Genomic DNA, 24,005 nt, shown 5'->3' with positions numbered 1-24,005 from the left:
GAGAAAAGTTACCTTTTCTCACTCATTTTCCTCATAATAAGGAAACTCCTTGTAACGCAGGAGTAAACGATATAGAATACTTTTTTTCCTCTATATAGCTAACTTAAAAGTCCATTCACAAAACATTTCCCACAAATTCACACCACCCATTTGCTCTCTTTTGAAAAATTATCTTGCTACTTCTCTTTTTTTGCTTCATATTTTTTCTCATTATAGCGGAGTTTTTTTGGAAAAGCAAGGGAAATTTGATGAAAAATCGAAGGTTCTATTTTCCCTATTCTTCATTTTCGACTTAAATTACTCTTGCTTTTTTACGTTTTACAAACACCCCTACAACTAGAGAAATAATGCACATACCCAGCATACTCCAAATATTTCCTTTTGCCTCATTGGTGCTTGGCAATGTTTTACTGGTGGAGGTCGTTGTGTTGTTATTCACACTTGTTGTCGTAGTGGAACTCGTTGTCGGCTCATAGGTCGTTGGCAATTGAGCGTTTGTACTTTCATACACAAAGATAATCGTCTGCTCCTTCGTAGTAATCGTAAATTCAACGGCACTCTCACTACTTTTCAGCTTATACCCTAAAATACTCGGAGCTTTTTCGGTAAATTTCTCGTTCAATTTTCCTGTAATTACCTTGTCTTTGAGCAATGACTTCCCTGTTTCATCGACGTAACGAATAATTACCGGTGCAGGAATTTGCGTATCGACTAACGGAGTTTTTACGTAGTAAACAGTTAGAGTAATATCCTTATCCTCTGGTTTCACCGTTTCACTTGGTATTACTGTCTTATCCGCTGTATAACCTGCTATTTCTGGGCTTTTCACTGTGGTAAATGTTTGTTCGGCAATATTCCATGCTCCAAATTTCACCTCTCCTGTTGTCAAATCTGTTATTTTATATCTTGTGAATTTTAGCGTTTGAACAACTGTATTTGCTAGTTCCTTACCTGTCGCTTTGTCCTTGTACTGAATTGTTCTCGTGATTTCCTTAATATCTTCTTCGATTTTGACATTCGGGTTTTGTGTATATTCTACCGTCACAAGAATATCCTTATCTTCTGGTTTCACCGTTTCGCTTGGCACAACTAACTTGTCCGCTGTATAACCTGCTATTTCTGGACTTTTCACTGTGGCAAATGTTTGTTCTGCAACATTCCATGCTCCAAACTTCACCTCTTCCGTTGCCAAATCGGTTATTTTATCCCTTGTGAATTTTAGCGTTTGAACGCTATTATCAGCTAATTGCTTGCCTGTCGATTTTTCCTTGTACTCAATCGTTCTCGTGATTTCTTTAACATCTTCTTCGATTTTGACATTAGGGTTTTTTGTATATTCTACCGTCACAAGAATATCCTTATCCTCTGGTTTCACCGTTTCGCTTGGCACATCTAACTTGTCCGCTGTATAACCTGCTATTTCTGGACTTTTCACTGTGGCAAATGTTTGTTCTGCAATATTCCATGCTCCGTAAATCTTGTTTCCTGTGTTCAAATCTGTTGTGCAATTTCGTGTGAATTTTACTTTTTGCAGTACGTCTGGTGCTTTTTCTTCACCTGTCACTTTATCCTTGTACTCAATCGTTCTCGTGATTTCTTTAACATCTTCTTCGATTTTGACGTTAGGGTTTTGTGTGTACTCTACCGTCACAAGAATATCTTTATCTTCTGGTTTCACCGTTTCGCTTGGCACTACTGTCTTATCCGCTGTATAACCTACTATTTCTGGACTTTTCACTGTGGCAAATGTTTGTTCTGCAATATTCCATGCTCCGTAAGTCTTGTTTCCTGTGTTCAAATCTGTTGTGCAATTTCGTGTGAATTTTACTTTTTGCAGTACGTCTGGTGCTTTTTCTTCACCTGTCACTTTGTCCTTGTACTGAATCGTTCTCGTGATTTCCTTAACATCTTCTTCGATTTTGACATTAGAGTTTTGTGTATATTCTACCGTCACAAGAATATCCTTATCCTCTGGTTTCACCGTTTCGCTTGGCACTACTAACTTGTCCGCTGTACAGCCTGCTATTTCTGGACTTTTCACTGTGGCAAATGTTTGTTCGGCAACATTCCATGCTCCGTAAGTCTTGTTTCCTGTGTTCAAATCTGTTGTACAATTCCGTGTGAATTTTACTTTTTGCAGTACGTCTGGTGCTTTTTCTTCACCCGTCACTTTATCCTTGTACTGAATTGTTCTCGTGATTTCTTTCACTTCCTCATCTACTGTCACGTTTGCATTTTTGGTGTAGTAGACTTGCACCGTTGTATCCAAATCATTTGGTGTTACAACTTGACTAGCGACTGTCGGAGTTTCAGCTGTGTAATTTGCAACAATCGGGCTATTTTTCGAAGAAAAAGTTTGCGTCACCTCGTTCCACGAGCCATAAAGAAACTCTCCTGTCACTAAATTTGTTGTCTTCTCTCTTGTGAACGTTACAGTTTGTACTTCGTCAGGTGCTAATGTATTCCCTGTGGCTTTGTCCTTGTATTGAATCGTTCTTGTGATATTTTTCTCATCAACATCTGAACTTTTGCCATGGTCGTAAATGACCGTTTCTTTTATTGTAAACATTGCATCTTGAACGGCTAAAACTTCTTGCCATGTAATCGTCTTGGCTGGTACTTTTGCTTTATCCGCTTGCCAATTGGGAATCGTTGGGCTTGTGATTTCTGGAAAATTGTCACTTGCTTTGTCCCAGTAATCCTCTAAAACCGTTCCGTCTACCATATCACTCTTCAAATTTCGTGTAAAAGTGAGCGTTTGTTCGACTGTTTCAGCAGCTTTTGTCCCGTCAGCGTATTGGTAAGAAATAATCCGTTTCGCTTGCCAAGGTTGCACACTCTCATTGATACGATGTTGCCATTTGGCTGTATAAACCATATCTTTTGTGACCGTATTTTCTATCATTGGCTCCCAGCCGTCAAATACATAGTTAAATGGCGGAGTAAAATTCTCTGGTGTCGGTGTCGCTTCGCCATAGAGAAGTTGATTATTCGTAACACTCGTTGTTCCACCAATGAATATTCCATGCACTCCGTTCCAAGTAACAGAGTAATACTTAGGTTGCCAAACATATGTGCCTGCTTGAGTTCCATTATAATTTGCCATTAGCTCATTAGAGGTGAAAACGTAATTTCCATTTGGGCGGTTTTCGTCTGTACTTGTGCCGATATTTTGCCACGAGCCTGTGTAGGCTTCAGGAGTATAACCGCCATAATTTTGCAAAGAAATATCGAACAACCCTGACTGGTTCGCCACTAGCCTGGCATTCGCTCCTAACGTGAGTTTTCTTAGCGAAAGTAAACCGCTTAGTATATTGCCAGAATCTGTATGACTCACATCAAAATTACTTATATTCAAAGATTTTAAGTTTTTACATGATTCAAACATAGCTCTTACATTATTCGTCTTTGAAATATCGAAATTGGCAACATCTAAATCTACCAAACTTTGACAATCGTAAAACATCATCGTCATATCAAGAACATTTGACGTGTTAAAATTACTCACATCAATTTCTTTTAAACGCCAACAACCACTAAACATTGCTTGCATATTCGTTACATTTGAAGTAGTAAAACTGCTCAAGTCTATCGTTTCTAATTTTCTACATTTCTCAAACATCAACTCCATTCTTGTTACGTTATTTGTTTTGAAATTTTTACCAAGTTTAAGAGAAGTAAGCTCAAAATCTTGTTGGAACATAAAAGCCATGTTCGTAGTTTTGCTTGTATCAAAGCTACTTAAATCTAACGTTTCCAAAACTGAACAACCCGCAAACATAGACATCATATCAACAACGTTTGAAGTATCAAAACTCGTGAGGTCGAGATTTTTCAAGCTACTACACTCTGCAAACATAACTGCCATATCAATAACGTTAGAAGTGTCGAATTTGCTTACGTCAATACTTTTTAGGCTATTACATCCATGAAACATACTCACCATACCAACTACATTACTCGTATCAAAATGATCGCCGAAAGTAATAGATTCTAAATTGTTACAACCTGCAAACATTCCAACCATATTGGTAACTTTAGAGGTGTCAAAACTGCTTAAATCTATATTTTTCAAGTTCTTACACCAATTGAATAAACCAGTCATCTCTTTGACATTTCTTGTGTCAAATTGGCTTAAATCTAAAGAGGTTACTGCAATCCCACGAAACATACCTTTCATATCTTCAACTTTGCTTGTATCTAATTTATCAAGCCCTTCGATACTTGTAAGTGTTGCCAATCCATTAAACAAATAAGAAGAATTTTTGTTCGCTATCACTTTTTCATCAAAAATAATTTTGGTAATTCCACTTTCCCATTCCCACCAAGGGCTATCTGGAGTATTGCCTGTACCATTTTGGATATTTACTGCTACACCAAATTCTCCACCTAAAATATGAAGTTCCGTCGTGCCATTTTTAATATACCAATCCGCCGTTCCAAATGTTCCTTTGATTGTTGCCTCATCATAATCGCTCGCTTGAGCCACTTCCACATTGCCAAGTGTTGCAAAATAAGGAAATAGCAAAAGTAACACAATCACAAACCGCTCAACAAAACCCTTTTTTAATGTTTTCATTTGCTTTACACCCTTTCTTTTTTGTACTCACCGACCAAGCAAAAAATGGAAAATAGCCAAGCATTGTCCGATTCATTGCTTGGTTGAGTACACCCCAATGGTACTGGATCCCTCATAAAACTCACGTTCCCCAAAATTGCTAGTTTTGGCTTAATCCGAGTTTTAGAGGTACCTACTTTAAATCCCAAAGTTTTCTGAAAAAATGAAACCACCCACCCAAAAAAGTATTTCATTCTCTTGTTTCAAAAAATAGTAGATTTAATATTATTTATATTAAACTATTTTGCAAAAAAAGAAAACGTATTTATGCAAAAAATCTAGTTTTATTATAAAATAATTTGATAACTTAAAATTAACACCTATTTTACCTGCTATTTTTCCAAATAAATAACTCATTTTCATATGTTTAAAAATATATAGGCATCTCTAAAAACTTGTTTTCCCTTGATTTCATAATTAGGCATAGCAAAAAAAACAGCATGAATCTTCCATGCTGTGTTAATTTTCGTTTATTTTCTCACCAATTTCTGAATTTCTTCTGAGATTCTCGTGACCACTTCTGGATGAAATGCTGACGGGATAATATTTTCAGGAGAAAGTTCACACTCGTCCACGAGGGAGGCGATTGCTTTTGCTGTGACAAGTTTCATTTCTTCGGTAATTTTCCTCACACCGCTGTCTAGCACTCCACGGAAAAGCCCCGGAAATGCGAGGACATTATTGATCTGATTCGGATAGTCGCTTCTGCCTGTACCAACAATGTAAGCTCCTGCATTGATTGCTTTTTCATAAGCGATTTCTGGCTCGGGATTTGCCATTGCAAAGACAATCGCTTTTTCATTCATTGAGGCAACCATTTTTTCAGTGACAATGTTCGGTGCTGATACACCGATAAAAACATCTGCATTGACGAACGCTTGTTCAAATGAACACTCTTGATTTTCTGGATTGGTTATTTCAAGCAATTCTTCATCAAGAAAGTTTTCAGCGTTTTGATTACCTTTCGCCAAAAGACCGTTTTTATTGAACGCTAAAATATTTTTCACACCGAAATTGTGGAGCATTTTTATAATCGCACTTCCTGCTGCTCCAGTACCGCTGACAACGATTCGGACGTTTTCTGGCGTTTTTTGGACTAACTTCAACGCATTCATCAAAGCTGCCACTACAACAATCGCTGTTCCATGCTGGTCATCATGAAAAACTGGAATATCCAATTTTTCCACCAACGCTCGCTCAATCGTCACACAACGTGGGGCTGAAATATCTTCCAGATTAATCCCCCCAAAACTTGGAGAAACCATTTCTACAAAACGGATAATTTCTGTTTCATCTTGTGAATTTACACACAAAGGTACCGCATCAATGTCGGCAAATTCCTTGAATAGCAAGGCTTTCCCCTCCATAACAGGCATCGCTGCACTTGCTCCAATATTTCCAAGGCCAAGTACGGCACTTCCGTCACTTACAACTGCAACAGCATTGCCTTTCCATGTGTAATCATACGCTTTCTCTTTATCTTTGGCGATTTCACGACTCGGCTGTGCAACTCCCGGTGAGTAAGCGAGCGACAAGTCTTCTTTATTTCGCACTTGTGCTTTTGATGAAACGCTGATTTTTCCTTTCCATTCTTTATGTTGGGCTAAGGCTTTTTCATAGATTGTAGACATATTTCTCCCTTCTGCGATTTCACGAATCTTTCTTTCGAGATTTTTTATTGTTCTTGTGTTCAATGAGACACTTTGGATTTGCCGACTTTTTCAAGAAATCCTCTTATATCATTTCTTCTGGAACGACCCATTTGTCGTATTCTTCACTTGTTACAAGTCCTAATTCTATTGCTGCCTCTTTGAGTGTTTTGTTCTCTTCAAAGGCTTTTTTGGCGATTTTCGCTCCATTTTCGTAGCCGATATGCGTGTTTAATGCGGTAACGAGCATTAAGCTGTTGTTAAGATTTTCTGTCATTTTTTCTTCGTTGGCAGTTAAACCAATCAAACATTTTTCAGTAAAATTTTCCATTCCGTCTGTTAAAAGTTTGATTGATTGTAGTAGATTATACGCCACAACAGGCATAAAGACGTTTAGCTCAAAATTCCCTTGAGTTGCACTCATGGAAATTGTTGCATCATTTCCAATAACTTGTAGGGCAAGCATGGTTATCGCTTCGCATTGTGTTGGATTGACTTTTCCCGGCATAATCGAACTTCCCGGTTCATTTGACGGGATCGTAATTTCACCAAAACCGCAACGTGGGCCACTTGCAAGCAAGCGAATGTCGTTTGCCATTTTCATCAGATTACTCGCCAACGCTTTTAACGCTCCTGAAAGAAACACTTCTGCATCAAGACTTGTCAGTGCGTGGAATTTGTTACTATCCTCACGAAAATAGTAATCCACGTCTTCACTAATCTCATCAATAAACTCTTTTATATACTCGCTTGTAGCGTTTATTCCCGTACCTACCGCAGTACCTCCGATAGCAATTTTTTCCATTTCCCTAAGTGCTGTGACGACCATCGCACCAGCTTGATGAATCCCGTTTTTCCAGCCAGAGATTTCCTGACCAAAAGTAATTGGTGTCGCATCTTGCAAATGCGTTCGACCAATTTTTACAAGTCCATTATATTCTTTTTCCAACTTCTCAAGTACACTAGCCATTTTCTTTAATGACGGAAAAAGTTTTGAGTAACATTCATTAATAAACGCTACGTGCATTGCCGTTGGAAACACATCATTGCTTGATTGCGACATATTCACATGGTCGTTCGGGTGAACGATTTCGCCACCCTCTTTGGTGTTTGCAATATAGCTGATGACTTCATTGACATTCATATTGGTTTGCGTCCCACTTCCCGTTTGCCAAACGACGAGTGGAAACTGATCGTACATTTTTTCCTTCAAAATCATGTCTGTGGCATAAAGGATTTTTTCTTCTCTCTCTTTTGAGAGTTTCCCTGTTTTAGCATTTGCTTTCGCTGCCGCTGCTTTCACACGAACCAATGCTTCGATAAGCGGAATTGGCATCGTTTCTTCACCAATTTTGAAATTTTCCAAACTTCGTTGCGTTTGAGCTCCCCAAAATTTGTCTCCTGCAACTTTTACTTCCCCCATTGAATCCTTACAAATACGAACAATCGACATTTTGCACCTCTTTCTTATTTTCTATTCTCTCTATCCGCTGAATTTTTCTCACTTGGTATTCCTTTTGTCCACCAATCTTTCCCAAGAATGATAACGGCTAAAATAATGAGAACAAAGCTCACTTTGTTCAAAGTTACCGTAGAAAATGGCAAGAAGGATAAGTAAGGCAAAAGAACTGCCAAGACAACTAAAAATAGTGCGGATAAATAGAGTTTGCTACTTGTTTTCATTTTCACTCACCCATTCATAAACGGCACGCTCTCCACCAATTTTTTTCGGGCGGCTAGTTAAAGCTGTCACATGAGCATACCCTAACGTTCGTTTGATTGATCTAAGCGGAATTTGAACGTGTTTGATGTGCATACCAATCGAAGTATCACCTATATCAATCCCAGCTTTTGCCACGATATGCTCTACTTCAACAGCATCAGTCATTAACTCCCACGCTGCCACTTGCCCACTTCCGCCTGCGTGCAAACTTGGCACGACACTTACGATTTCTAAATCTTTTTTCTCTGCAAGCTCACGCTCCACCAAAATCGCACGATTGAGATGTTCACACCCTTGCACTCCAAGATAAATCCCACGTTTTTTTAATTCTTCATGAATCAGCGAAATAATCACTTGCCCTACTTCACGTGAAGAATTTTTCCCAATCACGCCACCGATCACTTCACTACTTGAAAGACCTACAATGAAAATTTCTCCTTTTTGTATACCTGAGCGTTCCAAAATATCCTCTAAAATTTCTTGTAAATCTTGTTTGATTTGTTGCATTGAAACTTCCATTTTTAGATGCCTTTCGTTTGAAATAAATTCATTTTCTTAAACGCTAGAACAATTGGTATAGCACCAAGAATCCCGACAACTTCCTGCATTACATTGCCAGAGAGAGCAGCAAAGCCTGATGCGATATTGAACATTAACGTTTCTGCTACAAAATAGCCAACGAGCATAAAAATAGCACCAAGTGCCACACCAACTGGCTGATATTTTCCTTTAAAACTTCCTGCAAGATAGCCTTGTACGCCATGCACAAGCAAGCTAATCAAGCACCACTGATAATAGCCTGATAGAACATCAATCAAAAATCCGCTCAATGCTCCAATGGCAAACCCTCGTTTTTTCCCGAGTAACATGGAAAGGGCGAAAATACTCATATCTGCTAACGTCACTAATCCATTTCCTGTGGGAATTTTTACAACAAAGCCTAAAACGACTGTAAGTCCTGTGAAAATACCAACTTGAACGATTGTTTTTGTTTTCATGTTATTCCTCCGTTTTTATGATTTCTAGCACCTTGCCAGACATTTCCTATCTCATTTGTCAACTCAACGCCGTTTTGAATCCCTTCATAAACAAACTCTTTGGCATCACTCACTGCGTCATAAATACTCCTAGAAAGTGCGATATTTGCCGCAATTGCTGAGGCAAACGTACAACCCGCACCATTATTGCGATTCCCTGAGAGTTTCTTCGCATGAAACTCCCTCATCACTTCGCCGTCAAACAGCACGTCGCACGCATCAACTCCTGCGAGTCTTTCACCACCTTTGATGACAACGTTTTTCACGCCTAAAGCATGAATCCTCCTCGCTGCAACTTCCATTTCCTCAATGGTATTAATTGTTTCCATTCCCGAAAGTACTTTAGCCTCCTCAAGATTGGGCGTGACAATCTCGGCAAATGGAAATAAATACTCAATCATTGCTTCTTTGATTTCAGAAAGTGTAACTGTGCCTGTTTCCTTGAATACCATAACGGTATCTAAAATAACTGGAATATTTGCATGATTTTTCAAATATTCACCAACTAAACGAATGATTTCAACATTTGGCAACAACCCGATTTTAATTGCAGAAATATTTTCAAAAGCAAAAATCGTCTCTAACTGTTCAGTGAGGAGCATTGAAGTGATTTCATGAATAACAAAATCGTCTTCCACCACCGTCACAATCGAAGTCAAAGCTGAAAAAGCGAATAATCCATATTGTGAAAAGGTCGCCAAATCCGCTTGCACACCTCCACCAGAGAGCGAATCACTTCCTGCAATGGTAATAATTTTTTTTGGCAACTTCCCTTTCCTCCATTTCGTAAATTCAATGTTAAGGGTACCTCTAAAAACTCCGCTTAAGACTAAATTAGCTAGTTTTTCGATTATCGAGGAAATCGACGAAAGCTATGTGGTTCATAGAAAAGCGAAGAGGAGTGTTTTGAAGTCTGCAACAGCGAACACTGTCGTTCATTTGCTAGAAACGTAAGTTTCTAGCGACATTGTGAGCAGTTGCCAGACTTCAGCTCCTCGTAGCTAGACAGTCGTTGAGGAGATTGACAAAGAAAATCGGAAAACTAGCAATTTAGGATAAGTGCGAGTTTTTAGAGGTGCCCTTAAGTCAATGAATCAGTAGCAAGTACTTGCTTGTTCGTCATATATTATAACTCAAAAATGGTAGAATAGAAAACAGTCTGCCAAAATTTGCACACTGTTTTTTGTGGAATGTTCTGTTTTTAACGCACGTAGCGTACTTCTTTTAAATAAAGTCCCTCTGGATGAGCCGTGGCTCCTGCTAGATTTCTGTCGCCTGATTGGAGAATTTCATCCATTCGCTCCACTTCAAATTTGCCATTGCCGATTTTGATTAGTGTGCCTACCATATTTCGTATTTGCTTGTAAAGAAATCCATTGCCACGAAAAGTGAAAAGAAGTTCTTCTTCATCAGGAAAATGCTCCATTTTCGCCTCATAAATCGTCCGCACTTTATCCTCAACACTTGTGCCTGTTGCTGTAAAACCAGAAAAATCATGTGTTCCTTTGAGTTTTTGAATCGCTTGATTCATTTTCTCAAAATCTAGCGGATACGGAAAAAAACTCGCATAATATCGTTTAAACGGACTTCTTGTTTTGCCAATATCCAATCGAAAAATATAGGTTTTTTCGTGTTTTTCATATCTTGCGTGCCAGTTTTCTGAGACTTCTTCGACACTTTTGACAGAAATGTCGTTTGGCGATTGAGTATCTAAGGCAAATCTGAGTTTTTCCTCACTCCTTTTGCCATTCAAGTCAAAATGAATGACTTGTCCGAGAGCATGAACACCAGAATCCGTCCGTCCACTGCCATGAACCGTAACCTCAACACCACTATTTAAACGTGTCAAAGTTTTCTCTAGCTCTTGTTGAACGGTTCGCCCTTCGTTTTGCCTTTGAAAACCGAAAAAATTGGTGCCGTCATAGGCGATAATCGCTTTATATCTTGTCATGTCGATTGTTCCTCTTCTTGTTTTATCTTGAATTACTCTTATTTTAATAGAAAAAGTGGCGGAAAGCCAAAGAAAAGAGACCGAAGTCTCTTTTCTTTTTAGGAGTTAATGAAAAAGTTTTGGGTTGTTCACTTTGGGGAAGTGAACAAAAGGGTTTGGTTGGGTTAGTAGGTTTCCCTACTACACTTAATATGATACATTATATATATGAAATTTTTGTGAACAAAAACCATTATTCTTTGAAATATTTATGAAGAATCAAATTCTTTAATTTTTTATCTTCTAAACAAGAATAGAAAAAGCGTTAGCAATGCCATTGCACCGATACTTATACTGTCACGTTTTGCCCAATCTAGCTTGCGGTATCTCGTGCGACCCTCTCCCCCTTGGTAACCACGTGCCTCCATGGCATCACTCAAATCTTCTGCTCGCTTGAAACTTGAGACAAAAAGCGGAATAAGAAGTGGCACGACAGCTTTCATTTTCTGAATTAGACTTCCCTCAGAAAAATCAACTCCTCTGGCACGTTGTGCGTTCATAATTTTTTCCGTTTCATCCATTAGCGTTGGCACAAATCGAAGAGCTATCGAGAGCATGAGGCTAATCTCATGAACAGGAAATTTAATCGCATTGAGCGGGGAAAGTATACTTTCCAGAGCATCACTAAGAGAAAGCGGTGTGGTACTTAGTGTCATAAGCGTTGAAATAAAGATAATCAACACAAAACGCATGAAAATAAATCCTGCATTGACAAGCCCAAATTCTGTAATTTTCAAAGGTCCAATCGCAAACAATTCTTTTCCTCCAGTAGTAAAGAAAATTTGCAAAAGAACGGTGAACAAAATCAAGAAAAGCATGGGTCTGACACCTTTTAAGAAGAAAGAAAAACTTAGTCCGCTTAGAAAAATTGCCAGCAAAGTGAAAATCGTCAATATACCATAAGTTATTGCATTGTTTGCAAGGAAGATAATCATGATAAAATAAAACGTTGCAATCAATTTTGCTCGAGGATCTAAACGATGAATCACGGAATCTCCCGGTATAAATCGCCCTAAAATCAATTTATCCATCATATATGCTCACCTCGATTTTCAAAAAATGCGTTGACTAATTCCTCTGTTGTCATAGGCAAACGCTCTAGCTGAACTCCTGCACGCTCTAGCTTTTTGGCAAATGCTGCTGCTTGTGGCACGCCGATATGCTTTTCATTCAACCATTCGACATTTTGGAATACTTCGCTTGGCACACCACTTTTCACGATACGCCCCTTTTCTAGCACGTACACCTTATCAGCAAAACTCGTCACGTCATCCATCAAATGTGTTACCAAAACAATTGTCATTCCGTGTTTTTCATGCAATTCTTTGAACATTTCCATCATTTCTTTCCGACCTTGCGGGTCAAGCCCTGCCGTTGGTTCATCAAGCACTAACACCTCTGGTTGCATCGCCAACACACCTGCAATCGCCACACGTCGCATTTGTCCGCCAGAGAGGTCAAACGGTGATTTATGCAAAATTTCTTCTGGCAAACCAACAAGTGCCAGCATCTCACGAGCAATTTTTGCCGCCTCTTCTGCTGAAATGCCGAAATTCATCGGTCCAAAGGAAATATCTTTTTCTACCGTTTCATCAAAAAGCTGTGCCTCTGGAAATTGAAAAACAATCCCCACTTTTTTACGAATTGGTTTGAGGTTCTTATTATTGGTCGTTGGCAAGATTTCTCGCTCACCAATTAACACTCTGCCTTCTGTCGGTTTGACAAGTGCATTCAAATGCTGTAAAATCGTTGATTTCCCACTTCCAGTATGCCCAACAATTGCTGTATAGCTACCAGATTTCACCGACAAATCAATATCCCAAAGAGCTTTTTGAGCAAAAGGGGTGTTCGGTTGATATTCAAAACTTACTTTTTCAAATTGGATATCCAAAATTCCACCAGCCTTTCTTCGCTCATATATTCACTTGGCACTGGGACACCTCGTTGTTTCAAGGCAAGTTTTAACCGCTCGGCAAAAGGTAGCTCAAGCCCTAGTTCGACTAATTGTTCACCTTTGGAAAAAATTTGCTCTGGTGTCCCTTCATCTACTAATCTTCCTTGTTTCATGACCAAAATTCTATCGGCATTTGCTGCCTCATCAATATCATGCGTAATTGAAAGAACTGTTAGATTTTTTTCTCGCTTAATTTTTTGAATGGTCGAAATCACTTCATTTCTTCCTTCAGGGTCAAGCATACTTGTTGCCTCATCTAAAATAATGATACTTGGTGAGAGTGCAACAATGCCTGCAATTGCCACTCGTTGTTTTTGTCCACCTGAAAGACGTGCGGGTTCTTTCGTTTTGAACTCTTCCATTCGTACTTCACGTAAAGCATTTTCCACACGAATAAGCATTTCTTCACGTGGAATCCCGTGATTTTCAAGCCCAAAAGCTACATCATCTTCGACAGTAGAGCCGACAAACTGATTGTCTGGATTTTGAAACACCATGCCCACTTTTGCACGTAAATCCCAAACATTTTCCACACTTAATCGTTCGCCTTCAATAAAGACTTCCCCACTTTTCGCCTCTAAAAGACCGTTAATAATTTTCGCCTGCGTACTTTTTCCACTTCCATTATGCCCGATAATCGCCACCCACTCACCTTCAAAAATTTGATAGCTTAAATCATTCAGAGCAAGTGTATTTTCTTCTCCTACATATTCGTAAAAAATATTTTTTAATTCTATAATTGGTGTCATACTCGCACCTCGCTTTTTTTGGTATCAAATCGTATTTTACCATAAAACTAGGTAATGAAATAGAATTTTATTTTCCTCGCTTTTTAGAGGTATCCTTAAAAGAGTTTTATCACAAAAAAGCTCTATTAAAAAAATCAATAGAACTTTATTACGAAATTAGTCTAGCAAATTAATTTTTATCTCTGAAAATTGATTGACATATTCTTGCGTTTTCTTTAATTCTGAAAAGGCAAATTTAAATAGCTCTTTGTCCGTGTCATAAAACGGATAAGAGTTCATTTTATTTTTATCTTTTACAGCAGTCATCTCGCCATTGTCTCCGTAACGAGAAAATTTCACGAGCATATTGTTAATATCATGATACCTATTCAATTCTGCTTTGGAAAGTTTTTCCTTAAATTGCACAACAGAAATGTTATTTTTTAATAACGCTATTTTCTCTTTAATATACGAAATCTGGTCGTAAGAAATCCCTGTAAAATAATACTCGCTATCAAACGGCCCTAAAATATAACGGTCTGCTGTTTCAACTTCTTCAAAGCTACATGGCTCTTTATAAGTTTCTTGGCTTGCAGAAAACAACGCGTCGCTGAGATTGGCTCTATATATGTTCATGATTTCTAATAAAAACAACATATATTCTTTATGCTCTGCACGATTATCAAGGAATTGTTGTCGTTTTATATCATACTCCTTAATTTCTTGCTTTTCTTTTTTCACCCATTGTTCTTGTTTATTAAGATGAGTAATTTTCTCTTGTAACTCGCCCATTTTTTCACTTAGTTTTACATGTCTTTCTTCTATTTTTGCCTCTCTTGCTTTTAGTTTACTGTATTCCTTTTTCGTTTCTTCTTTTTCTTTTTGTGCCTCTAGTTTTTCTTTCATCGTTTTCCTATAACCAAAAACATTTAACACACTCACTACAATAATACCTACAACGGTAATCTCCAATATTGACTCCAACATAACTATACTCCTTACCATACTTTTTTTGTATTCCTTCTCCTTACCTCATCAAAGCCATTGCAAATCTCGAAACACATTTTGAAATTTCGTCTGTTGCCACCTCTTGTGCTTTTTCTGACGTGTTAAATGCTTCCACATCTACTTTTCCGTCTGCAACAGAGGCAAGCATATCTGCACACGCTTGAGTGTACTTTTTATACGAGCTTTCAAATTTCTTTTGGATACCCATTAATTTCACGGGTGCTTTTAATGTTTTGATCTGTTCGACATTTTCTTGGTAAGTGGTGACACCTTTTGAAAACACTTCGTACACTTCCTTGATTGTTTCACTTGATAATTCGCTTACCACACCTTCATCAATCGCCTTACGAATAATTTCAAAACTTGGGTGCATGGAAGTTCCGACTTCTTCCGTTTGCCCTACGATTCCGTTAATTTTATTCATAAATACACCTAAATTTGCTTGTTTTTTCATTTTTCCTCATTCCCTCTCAATCTTATTTTCTACTTTTTGCCTAAGCAAATTGCTAATCATTTTACTTCTTTCTCTAGCGTGTTCACCTGTTGCTAATTCTTGCACAACAGAATTGATCACACACCCCATTATCAAAATACGTGCGGAAAATACAAGCCAGAGCATTAGTACAATGACCGTTCCAATCATTTGATAACTACTTACACGTGTCGCAAAATATTGAACGTAAAAGCCAAACACTTGCGACAAAATAAAACACATCACAGTAGCAAACAAACTGCCTGCAAGCACATACCGAATCTTCGGAATCACAACATTCGGCACAATTAGGTACAACAAACATAATAACAAAAACACCCCTATTATTGCAAGTATATTTGTTGTAGAAATCAAACTTTGCAACGTTGTATCCGTCCAATGAAACTCTCGTTTTAAGAAATGAAAAATCGTTGCACCAAAACCGAGTACTCCGACACCCATTATAGCTGCCAAAACGAGAATAACTAAAATTACTACGCTTAAAATACGTGTGAGAATGGCATTTCTTCGATGTGTAATTGCATATGCTTTGTCCATTGCATTTTGCAAACTTGTAATCCCCTGCGAAGCTGCCCAAAGTGTGACAATCGCAGAGATACTTAGCACCCCAGACGAACGATTGGTCAATAAATCATAAACGACAGGCTCTAAGCTGTCAAAAATGTCACTTGGCACTACTTCACGCATATACCGCATGGTTTCATTGCTATTCAAATTCAGATAAGGAATAATATTTCCCACCGTCATCAAAAAAGGAAACAGACTTAGCAATAAATAATAAGCAACTGCAATTGAACTAAGTCCAATTTCACTTTCTTTCATGTGCAGAAAAAGACTCTTAACTGTCCTTTTTTCTAGGATTTTCTTTAGAAGTGCTTTAATTTTTTCCATAAGTCACACCTCTTGACTTTTTTGGCTGACTACGAGGTAGGAACTGTTCACTACGTCGCAAACTCCCCTTCGTTTTTTAATAGGTCATTTCTTCTCCTTGAGAAGTCAAAATTTTGGGACCGTCTTTTGTGATTGCTAAGCTATGTTCATATTGGCATGAAAGGGTGCCGTCAAGTGTTACCGCTGGATTGATATTTCCACTGGATTGGCTGTATACCATATCTGCCTCCCAACTTCCGATATTAATCATTGGCTCAATCGTAATGACCATGCCCTCTTTTAAACGAAGACCTTTTCCTGCCTCACCGTAATGAGCAATCATCGGTGCCTCATGAATGGTAGGTCCTATGCCGTGACCTACAAAATCACGCACGACTCCATATCCGAAAGACTCAGCATAACTTTGAATCGCATGCCCAATGTCTCCCAGACGGTTGCCAACTTGAGCTTGCTCAATCCCGAGATACAACGATTTTTTCGTTACTTCCATTAAACGAGCAACCTCTTCACTTGGCTTGCCAACTGCATATGCCCAACAAGAATCACTAATGCCACCGTTCAAATCTACGCACATATCAACTTTGATTAAATCCCCCTCTTTTAATTTTTGATGACGAGGAAAACCGTGACAAATTTCATCATTGATAGAAACACACGTTGCGTATTCGTATCCCTCAAAACCGATTTGAGCAGGAATTGCTCCACGACTTGTGATATATTCTTTGGCAAATTCTTCAATTTCCCACATGTCAATCCCCGGCTTAATTAAATCACGCAACCCAATATGCACACCTGCCAAAATTTTTCCACTTTCTTCCATTAATTCAATTTCTCTTGCACTTTTTAATGTTATCATTTCTTTTTTTCCCTTTCTTCTCGTTTCTTTCGCTTTACTACGTCCAAGCGGGCAATGAGCAAAACTCGCTTGCTCAAAGTTTTTCTGACTGATAATATTATACCTTGTTCTTTCTGAACAATCATCTTTTAAGAGTTTAGCACGCTTGGCTTTTTTATTCAAAAGGTAATGTGTTATAATCTTCATTGAAAGAAAAAAATTGTTCTTTAAGAACTCAAACACAAGAAAAGCGAAGAGGGGCGTTTTGGAGTTTGCAACAGCGAGTGACAGTATTTACTTGCTTAACTGTTGTGAACAGTTGCCCAACTCCAGCCCCTCACAGCTAGACAAAGGAGAATGTATCATGACATTAGCAAAAATTGTTTATGCAAGTATGACTGGAAATACAGAAGAAATCGCTGATATTGTCGCAGAGGCTTTTGAAAATCTTGATTTAGAAGTAGAGATTGACGAATGTAGTGCGGTTGAAGCAAGTGATTTTGAAAATGCAGACATTTGCGTTGTGGCAACTTATACTTACGGTGACGGAGAATTGCCTGATGAAATCGTTGATTTCTACGAAGATTTAGCAGATGTTGATTTGACAGGAAAAATTTACGGTGTATGCGGTAGTGGCGACACTTTCTACGATGAATTTTGTAAATCAGTAGATGACTTCGACGCTCAATTTGCCAAAACAGGGGCTACAAAAGGTACTGAAGTAGTCAAAGTAGATTTAGCCGCAGAAGATGATGACATTGTCAAACTTGAGGAATTTGCGAAAAATTTAGCTGAAAAAGTGAATGGTTAAAAAATCTCTAAAAAGAGTTGTCGACTGATTCGTTGACAACTCTTTTTCTTAATTATTTAAAGCCTCTTAACTCTCCAACTTTCTACTTTCCACTTTTTCTACAAATTCGCCTAAAATCTTTAAAATTTCTTCTTTGTTTTCTGCTTGGTTAATGGCATTTTTTGTTTTTGCAGCACGTGGTGCTCCTTTTAAGTAGTAAGCTGCGTGTTGACGAAATTCTCTTGAACCAATTTTTTCACCTTTGATACGAATCAAACGGTTCAAATGAAGTGTCGCAATTTCTACTTTTTCACGAACGCTCGGCTCGGGTAATAATTCTCCTGTTTCAAGATAGTGCTTGGTGCGAGTCAGTATCCAAGGATTTCCTAGTGCAGCTCGTCCAATCATCACTGCGTCCGCTCCAACTTCTTCTAACATTCTTTTGGCATCTTCTGGCGTTTTCACATCGCCATTGCCCATAAACGGAATGGTCAATTTACTTGCAACTTCCTTTAAAATTTCCCAATTGGCAACTCCCTCATACATCTGCATACGAGTTCTGCCGTGCATGGCAATTGCACTTGCCCCCGCACTTTCCGCTGCCAATGCATTTTCAACCGCAAGCAAATGCTCCTCGTCCCAACCTGTTCGCATTTTGACCGTCACAGGCAAATTGACCGCACTTGAAACTGCTTGAACCATTTCGTACACTTTCTCTGGGTCAAGCAACCACCTTGCACCTGCCTCCGCTTTTATCACCTTATTTACAGGGCAACCCATGTTAATATCTAAAATATCCGCATCAGTATTTTCCTCAACAAAACGTGCCGCCTCCACAAGCGTATCTTTTTCACCACCGAAAATTTGCACGCTAATCGGGTGTTCCCTCTTGTCGATTTCGAGCATACTCAAGGTTTTTTTATTGCGAAATTGTATTCCTTTATCGCTTATCATTTCCATTACCACAAGTCCTGCACCAAATTCTTTACTTGTGACACGAAACGCTGCATTGCTAATTCCCGCCATTGGTGCAACGACAATACGATTAGGAATTTCTACATTTCCTATTTTCCATGATTGATTCATTTTATTCTTCCTTTATTTTGATAAGTTATAGTAGTTAGGTTTATTTTCTAAATAGTATTCTTTCTTTATTTCATAGCCGTTCACAAGTGTTGGGAATAATTCTGCATTAAATGAATACTGAGCGTCTTGTTCATTTTTCCAATAAATGACTGAACCACATTCTTTACAAAAAGCACGCTCGCTTTCTGAAGAAAAATGATAAGTTTTCAAAAATTGTTCTCCAACAAGTTTGAAATTCTCTTTCTTTCCAATAAAAATAGAGAAAAACGGTCCCGCCGTCCATTTTCGACACCTTGAACAATGACAAACAGATACTTCCGTTTTTTCTTCAAAAATTTCAACAGTAACTTTTTCACATAAGGGCACCTCTAAAAACTCCGCTTAAGACTAAATTAGCTAGTTTTTCGATTTTCGAGGAAATCGACGAAAGCTATGTGGTTCATAGGTTGAGGAGATTGACAAAGAAAATCGGAAAACTAGCAATTTAGGATAAGTGTGAGTTTTTAGAGGTGCCCTTAAACATTGCCCGAACATTTTTACACCACTCCTCACAGCAGTTCTTTCAACTCTTCTTCACTAAACTGATATTTTTCATTACAAAAATGACAAACCGCCTCGCAACCGTGGTCTTGAGCAATCATTTCTTCTAACTCGCTTTTTTGGATACTTTTCAGTCCTCGTGCAAATTTATCTTTAGAGCAATCGCAATGGAAACGAATTTCTTCCTTGTCAAACGTCTTATAATCACCCTCGCCAAAAATATGATTGAGCAAATCTTCAGGAGTTCCATTTTTCAAGATTTCAGAAATCGCAGGCATTTGTTGCAGTCGTCTTTCGATGAGAGCAATCGTTTCGCTTTTCGCATCTGGCAATACTTGCACCAAAAAACCTCCTGCCTGACGCACTCTATCTTCCTCATCAAGTTTGACAGACACCCCGACACTTGACGGAATTTGCTCGCTTTCTGTCAAATAATAGGTGAACTCTTCACCAATTTCACCTGTCACAAAAGGAATTTGACCAGTATAAGCAGTTTTTAGCCCCATATCTTTTATTACTGAAAACGTACCTTTATTTCCTGTTGCTTGCACAACAATTACTTCACCTGTTGACGTTTTTTTCATGTCAACATTCGGATTTTGGATGTATCCTTTTACATCGCCACAAGCGTTACTCTCAGCAATAATCGCACCACCAGAGCCATTTCCTTGCATTTTTACCGTAATGCGATCATTTCCTTTCAAATTCGCCCCGAGTAACACCGTTCCCAGCATCAATCGCCCTAACGCTACCGAAGAGGCACTCCATGTTTCATGACGAATACAAGCTTCAGCAATTACATCTGTCGCCTTTAAAGCAAATGCTCGAATTGAATTGTCTTTATAGATTGCACGTACTAAATAATTTTCCATTTTCATCTCTTTTCTTAGAAACTTAGGCAGTTTCCTACTAAATTCATCTTGATAAGCATACTAGGAATGTGGAAATTTTTCAAGTTGATTGCAAAAGAACTGCCCAAAACAGACAGTTCTTTACTTCTTATTTAAAAAATACTTCTAAAATCAATCTGGAATTTTCTCTAGCTCAAACGCATTTGTATCCGAAAGTTGTTTGAACCAGTGGGCTGATTTTTTGAGTGTTTTTTCCTGCGTATGAATGTTTGTCGAAATCAAACCGTAGCGATTACGATAAGCATTCATCCAGCTCCAGCAATCAATCGGAGTCCAAAGGTGATAGCCTAAGCAGTTACTTCCTTCTTCCATTGCTTGATGTAGCCAATAAAGATGTTCTTTGATAAATTGAATACGATAATCGTCCTCAATTACCCCACTAGCGTTCATATAACGTTCTTCATTTGATACGCCCATACCATTTTCCGACATAAACCAATCTATATTGCCATAATTTTCCTGTATATCTTTGGCAATATCGTAAACCGCACGAGGATAAATTTCCCAGCCTTTGTCTACATTCATACGAACAGACGCCTTTTCATAATCTCGCCAAAATTTATCTGGCATAAAGTCCACTGCTAGAGAGTTTGGCGAATATTTTGGTCGCTCGACACGGTTTGGATGATAAAAATTAATCCCAAGCAAATCAACCGTGTTATTTTTGATAATGGCAAGTTCTTCTTCCGTTGCCTGCCAAAGAGCCTGCTCTCCCTCAAGAATTTCGACTAATTCTTGAGGAAATTCTCCTTTAACCGAAGCGTCCATATACAAGCGATTCAGCCACAAATCTGCTATTTCACTTGCACGTACATCTTCTTTTTCATCCGTTGCAGGATATGGCGGAGTCAAATTCAAAATCACACCAATTTTTCCGTCAAGGTTAAGTGAGCGATAACTCGCAATCGCCTTACTAGAGGCAAGTTGTAAATTATAAGCAACTTGCACCGCAGCAAGCCCGTCCACTTTTTGCGGATAGTGAAATTCAAAAAGATATTCTCCTTCCACCACGACAAGCGGTTCATTGTGCGTAAACCAAAACTTCACTCTGTCGCCAAAAAGTTTAAAACATTGCTCGGCAAATCCTGCGTAAAGGTCTACGACATATTTTGACTCCCACCCGCCATACTTATGATACAACTCCACTGGCAAATCAAAATGATGTAAATTCATCATCGGTGTAATTCCTTGAGCGAGAAATTCATCAATAACGGCATTGTAAAATTTCACCGCTTCATCATTCACCGTATTCTTCTCCAAATCATCAATCAAACGACTCCATTGAATAGAAGTACGCACAACTTTTAACCCAGCAGATTTCATCAAGCGAATATCTTCTTTGTAATCATTGTAAAAATTACTTGCAGTGTCTGGTCCTTGATGTTTGTAAAACACTTCGGGTTTTATTTCATAAAAATAATCAAACATATTTGCGTGTTTTTTATGAAATCTCCCCTCTGATTGTGGGCCACTCGTTGCAGCCCCCCACCAGAAATTTTCTGGAAATGTTAACTTCGGCATATTTCTATTCCCCCTTATTTCTTTCGTTACTTATTCTGTTTCAATTTTTGTCGCATCCATCATTTTCAAGAACGGCAACCAAATAATGCCGATTACAACAATTTGCACAAGTTGTAAAATTGACCCCATAATTGAGTTCGTTGCCAAAAATCCTGAAATAAAGATTGGCATTGTCCACGGTACTTGAGCTCCAGTAGTGAGTGGCACTAAGCCTGAGGCAAAACCAAAATACGCAATGACAACGGAGAGTACAGGTGCCAAAATCCAAGGAATGAATATTGTTGCGTTCATCACAAGTGGCATACCGAAAATAACTGGTTCATTTACGTTGAAAATCCCCGGTGCAAGAGCAAGACGACCTACTTCTTTGTATTGTTTTTGTTTCAAAACAAACGCCATAATAATGACAACAATCAAAGTAGAACCACTCCCACCAAGACCTACGGTGAACGTATCCATAAACGATTTTGTCACAATATGCCCATGACTTGCAAGAGCATTCGCACCTTCTTTTGTCAAATCTGCATTGTCTAGCATATTCGTTTGCCAAAATGGTTCAAATACAGAATTGACAATAATTTGCCCGTGTAGCCCGAAAAACCAAAGGAATTGCACAAAGAAAATCGCAACAATCGTTGCAGGAAGTCCTGTTCCAAGACCTGTCAACGGTTTTTGGATAATATTGTAAATCACATCGTGCAAGTTTGTTTTGCACACACCTACCATAAATGCGTTGATAAATAAAAACACTAACATCGTTGCAATCGCTGGGATTAACGCCGAAAATGATTTTGAAACCGCTGGTGGCACGCCATCAGGCATTTTGATGACAATTCCTTTTTTCGTCAACGCAACAAAGATTTTCGCTGCAATAAACGCTGCTAAAATTCCCAAGAACATCCCTTTTGCACCAAGACGATCCAGCGAAAGCAACCCTGTCGCCTCAATTTCTACTTTGTCTGCGGTTACTTTCATGAAAAATGGTGTCAAAATTAAGAAAGATGCTAATGATACCGCTCCTGAGAACACTGCCTCAACTTGCTCATTTTTCGCAAAATAATACCCAATCCCAAAAGTAACAAAGACCGTCATAATCGACATTGTAGCACTTTGCCCATTACCAAAAAGCGTTGAAAATTGTCCCTTTAATTCATCTGGCCAAAATGGCAAGTTGTTAAACACAACAATCAACGACCCGAACATTGTAAGTGGGAAACTAAGCATAAACGCATCTCTTAGCACTACCAAATACTTGTTCTGCCCAATTTTCGCTGCAATCGGAAGCAGCTTTTCTGATAAGAAATTCATAAATCCGTTCATTTTGTTACACTCCTATGCTGTTTTATTTTGTTTTGTTTTCGTTTACATAGGAAGTATAACAGGGTTTGGAATTTATTTCAATAGTCTTTTTGATAAAAAAATATATTTTTTTATTTTTTTAGTCTAGTCTATTACTGGATTTGATTCTATACTTTTGCGGAACGTAAGAAACCTCTATTTCTCGCAGTTTTTCTTGAAGATAACTCGCTAATTGTTCAATTCCTTTTGCCTCACTTGCATAATGATTGACCATTAAAACGGGAAAATGTAAATCTTGTGCAAGTTGAATGTCTATCCAATTGTTCACTCCGTCATCTGTCACAACAAACGCATCTGCTCCGTCAGCAATCATTTGGATAATACTTGTAATCGCACCTGTTCCAATACCTAATGTTTTAATTGGTTTATTTTCATCTCCAATCATCACCACGCCTGTTTGACCATATGGAAGAAGTTCTTTCTCTAAAAACGTTGCGATTTCACGCATTGTTTTTCCTTCTGCTGCTCCATATCGGTAAAAAGAAGTTTCTTTTGCAGGAGCAAATACTACTGGAATTTGACTAGCAAACACATCACGAACGCCAATCTCAGGATATAAATCCCATAAATCATGACAGCGATACACAGCAATGTTTCCTTTTTCTAGCAACTGGTATTTTTCGTTTTGCAACCGTTCGACTACTTGATGTGTACTCGTAGAGGCTAGATAGAAAGGATTTTCATGCGTAATAATCAAATCCACTTTTTTCTCTATTGCCTCTTTGATAATATCAACAGACGCCACCCATGTAACAATCACACGTTTTACTTCTTGAGTTTCCTTACCAAAAAGCAAACGGTCTTTTGTCTCCAACGGATTTACCCATGACACTTTTTGGGAAAGTTTTTCCATTATATCTCTTACATTCACA

General features: G+C 38.4%; 22 protein-coding genes. 1 reads left to right on the top strand and 21 read right to left on the bottom strand.

The window, feature by feature from the left end; all coding sequences use genetic code 11:
* Positions 1 to 292: 292 nt before the first annotated feature.
* The 15 genes from B5D30_RS02470 to map all read right to left on the bottom strand — a co-directional run bounded on the left by B5D30_RS02470 (position 293) and on the right by map (position 16,947).
* Entirely contained in the window at positions 293 to 4,579 is a 4,287-nt protein-coding gene (locus B5D30_RS02470; protein WP_078806455.1) for a mucin-binding protein, read from the bottom strand.
* Between the two features lie 509 nt (positions 4,580 to 5,088).
* Entirely contained in the window at positions 5,089 to 6,249 is a 1,161-nt protein-coding gene (locus tag B5D30_RS02465; RefSeq protein WP_078806519.1) for an NAD(P)-dependent malic enzyme, read from the bottom strand.
* A gap of 103 nt (positions 6,250 to 6,352) precedes the next feature.
* Positions 6,353 to 7,720, bottom strand: coding sequence for a class II fumarate hydratase (fumC, locus tag B5D30_RS02460; protein ID WP_078806454.1), 1,368 nt, complete (start codon positions 7,718 to 7,720; stop codon positions 6,353 to 6,355).
* Between the two features lie 14 nt (positions 7,721 to 7,734).
* Entirely contained in the window at positions 7,735 to 7,950 is a 216-nt protein-coding gene (locus B5D30_RS02455; protein ID WP_078806453.1) for a hypothetical protein, read from the bottom strand.
* Entirely contained in the window at positions 7,937 to 8,497 is a 561-nt protein-coding gene (locus B5D30_RS02450; RefSeq protein WP_407675489.1) for a TIGR01440 family protein, read from the bottom strand. Before B5D30_RS02450 ends, B5D30_RS02455 begins: the two co-directional genes overlap by 14 nt.
* Positions 8,498 to 8,511: 14 nt before the next feature.
* Complete coding sequence (locus B5D30_RS02445) at positions 8,512 to 8,988, bottom strand: ECF transporter S component (RefSeq protein ID WP_078806451.1); 477 nt, start codon at positions 8,986 to 8,988, stop codon at positions 8,512 to 8,514.
* Entirely contained in the window at positions 8,985 to 9,794 is an 810-nt protein-coding gene (locus B5D30_RS02440; protein ID WP_078806450.1) for a bifunctional hydroxymethylpyrimidine kinase/phosphomethylpyrimidine kinase, read from the bottom strand. The genes B5D30_RS02445 and B5D30_RS02440 overlap by 4 nt, the downstream gene beginning before the upstream one ends.
* A gap of 434 nt (positions 9,795 to 10,228) precedes the next feature.
* The gene (gene truA / locus B5D30_RS02435; RefSeq protein ID WP_078806449.1) at positions 10,229 to 10,978 is read right to left on the bottom strand and encodes a tRNA pseudouridine(38-40) synthase TruA; all 750 of its coding nucleotides are present in this window, start codon (positions 10,976 to 10,978) and stop codon (positions 10,229 to 10,231) included.
* Positions 10,979 to 11,253: 275 nt separating this feature from the next.
* Entirely contained in the window at positions 11,254 to 12,051 is a 798-nt protein-coding gene (locus B5D30_RS02430; protein ID WP_078806448.1) for an energy-coupling factor transporter transmembrane component T family protein, read from the bottom strand.
* Positions 12,048 to 12,908 (bottom strand): energy-coupling factor ABC transporter ATP-binding protein, encoded by an 861-nt coding sequence (locus tag B5D30_RS02425; RefSeq protein WP_078806447.1) that lies wholly within the window; start codon positions 12,906 to 12,908, stop codon positions 12,048 to 12,050. The genes B5D30_RS02430 and B5D30_RS02425 overlap by 4 nt, the downstream gene beginning before the upstream one ends.
* Positions 12,884 to 13,720: an energy-coupling factor ABC transporter ATP-binding protein gene (locus B5D30_RS02420; RefSeq protein WP_078806446.1), complete on the bottom strand. Its 837-nt coding sequence runs from the start codon at positions 13,718 to 13,720 to the stop codon at positions 12,884 to 12,886. Before B5D30_RS02420 ends, B5D30_RS02425 begins: the two co-directional genes overlap by 25 nt.
* A gap of 156 nt (positions 13,721 to 13,876) precedes the next feature.
* On the bottom strand, positions 13,877 to 14,686 hold the full coding sequence (locus B5D30_RS02415) for a hypothetical protein (protein ID WP_078806445.1): 810 nt from the start codon (positions 14,684 to 14,686) through the stop codon (positions 13,877 to 13,879).
* 40 nt (positions 14,687 to 14,726) lie between these two features.
* Positions 14,727 to 15,161: a hypothetical protein gene (locus B5D30_RS02410; protein ID WP_078806444.1), complete on the bottom strand. Its 435-nt coding sequence runs from the start codon at positions 15,159 to 15,161 to the stop codon at positions 14,727 to 14,729.
* A 6-nt stretch (positions 15,162 to 15,167) separates the two neighbouring features.
* On the bottom strand, positions 15,168 to 16,091 hold the full coding sequence (locus B5D30_RS02405) for a YihY/virulence factor BrkB family protein (RefSeq protein WP_078806443.1): 924 nt from the start codon (positions 16,089 to 16,091) through the stop codon (positions 15,168 to 15,170).
* Between the two features lie 76 nt (positions 16,092 to 16,167).
* Positions 16,168 to 16,947 (bottom strand): type I methionyl aminopeptidase, encoded by a 780-nt coding sequence (map, locus tag B5D30_RS02400; protein ID WP_078806518.1) that lies wholly within the window; start codon positions 16,945 to 16,947, stop codon positions 16,168 to 16,170.
* Between the two features lie 343 nt (positions 16,948 to 17,290).
* Here map and B5D30_RS02395 point away from each other — a divergent pair, with 343 nt between their 5' ends.
* Complete coding sequence (locus B5D30_RS02395; RefSeq protein WP_078806442.1) at positions 17,291 to 17,737, top strand: flavodoxin; 447 nt, start codon at positions 17,291 to 17,293, stop codon at positions 17,735 to 17,737.
* A 66-nt stretch (positions 17,738 to 17,803) separates the two neighbouring features.
* On the opposite strand, the gene dusB is transcribed toward B5D30_RS02395, so the two are convergent.
* The 6 genes from dusB to B5D30_RS02365 all read right to left on the bottom strand — a co-directional run bounded on the left by dusB (position 17,804) and on the right by B5D30_RS02365 (position 24,004).
* A complete protein-coding gene (gene dusB / locus B5D30_RS02390; RefSeq protein ID WP_078806441.1) occupies positions 17,804 to 18,802 on the bottom strand; it encodes a tRNA dihydrouridine synthase DusB in 999 nt (332 codons plus the stop codon).
* A 12-nt stretch (positions 18,803 to 18,814) separates the two neighbouring features.
* Positions 18,815 to 19,168: a GFA family protein gene (locus tag B5D30_RS02385; protein WP_078806440.1), complete on the bottom strand. Its 354-nt coding sequence runs from the start codon at positions 19,166 to 19,168 to the stop codon at positions 18,815 to 18,817.
* A gap of 182 nt (positions 19,169 to 19,350) precedes the next feature.
* Positions 19,351 to 20,214, bottom strand: coding sequence for an Hsp33 family molecular chaperone HslO (hslO, locus tag B5D30_RS02380; RefSeq protein WP_078806439.1), 864 nt, complete (start codon positions 20,212 to 20,214; stop codon positions 19,351 to 19,353).
* Positions 20,215 to 20,364: 150 nt separating this feature from the next.
* Complete coding sequence (locus B5D30_RS02375) at positions 20,365 to 21,774, bottom strand: glycoside hydrolase family 1 protein (RefSeq protein ID WP_078806438.1); 1,410 nt, start codon at positions 21,772 to 21,774, stop codon at positions 20,365 to 20,367.
* 30 nt (positions 21,775 to 21,804) lie between these two features.
* Positions 21,805 to 23,094, bottom strand: coding sequence for a PTS cellobiose transporter subunit IIC (gene celB, locus B5D30_RS02370; protein WP_078806437.1), 1,290 nt, complete (start codon positions 23,092 to 23,094; stop codon positions 21,805 to 21,807).
* A 118-nt stretch (positions 23,095 to 23,212) separates the two neighbouring features.
* Positions 23,213 to 24,004: a Nif3-like dinuclear metal center hexameric protein gene (locus B5D30_RS02365; protein WP_144399452.1), complete on the bottom strand. Its 792-nt coding sequence runs from the start codon at positions 24,002 to 24,004 to the stop codon at positions 23,213 to 23,215.
* Position 24,005: the final 1 nt, after the last annotated feature.

Origin of the sequence: Pilibacter termitis, from assembly GCF_900167335.1 — a bacterium.
Taxonomy (GTDB): Bacteria; Bacillota; Bacilli; order Lactobacillales; family Streptococcaceae; genus Pilibacter; species Pilibacter termitis.
This window is presented reverse-complemented; position numbering and strand designations above follow the sequence as displayed.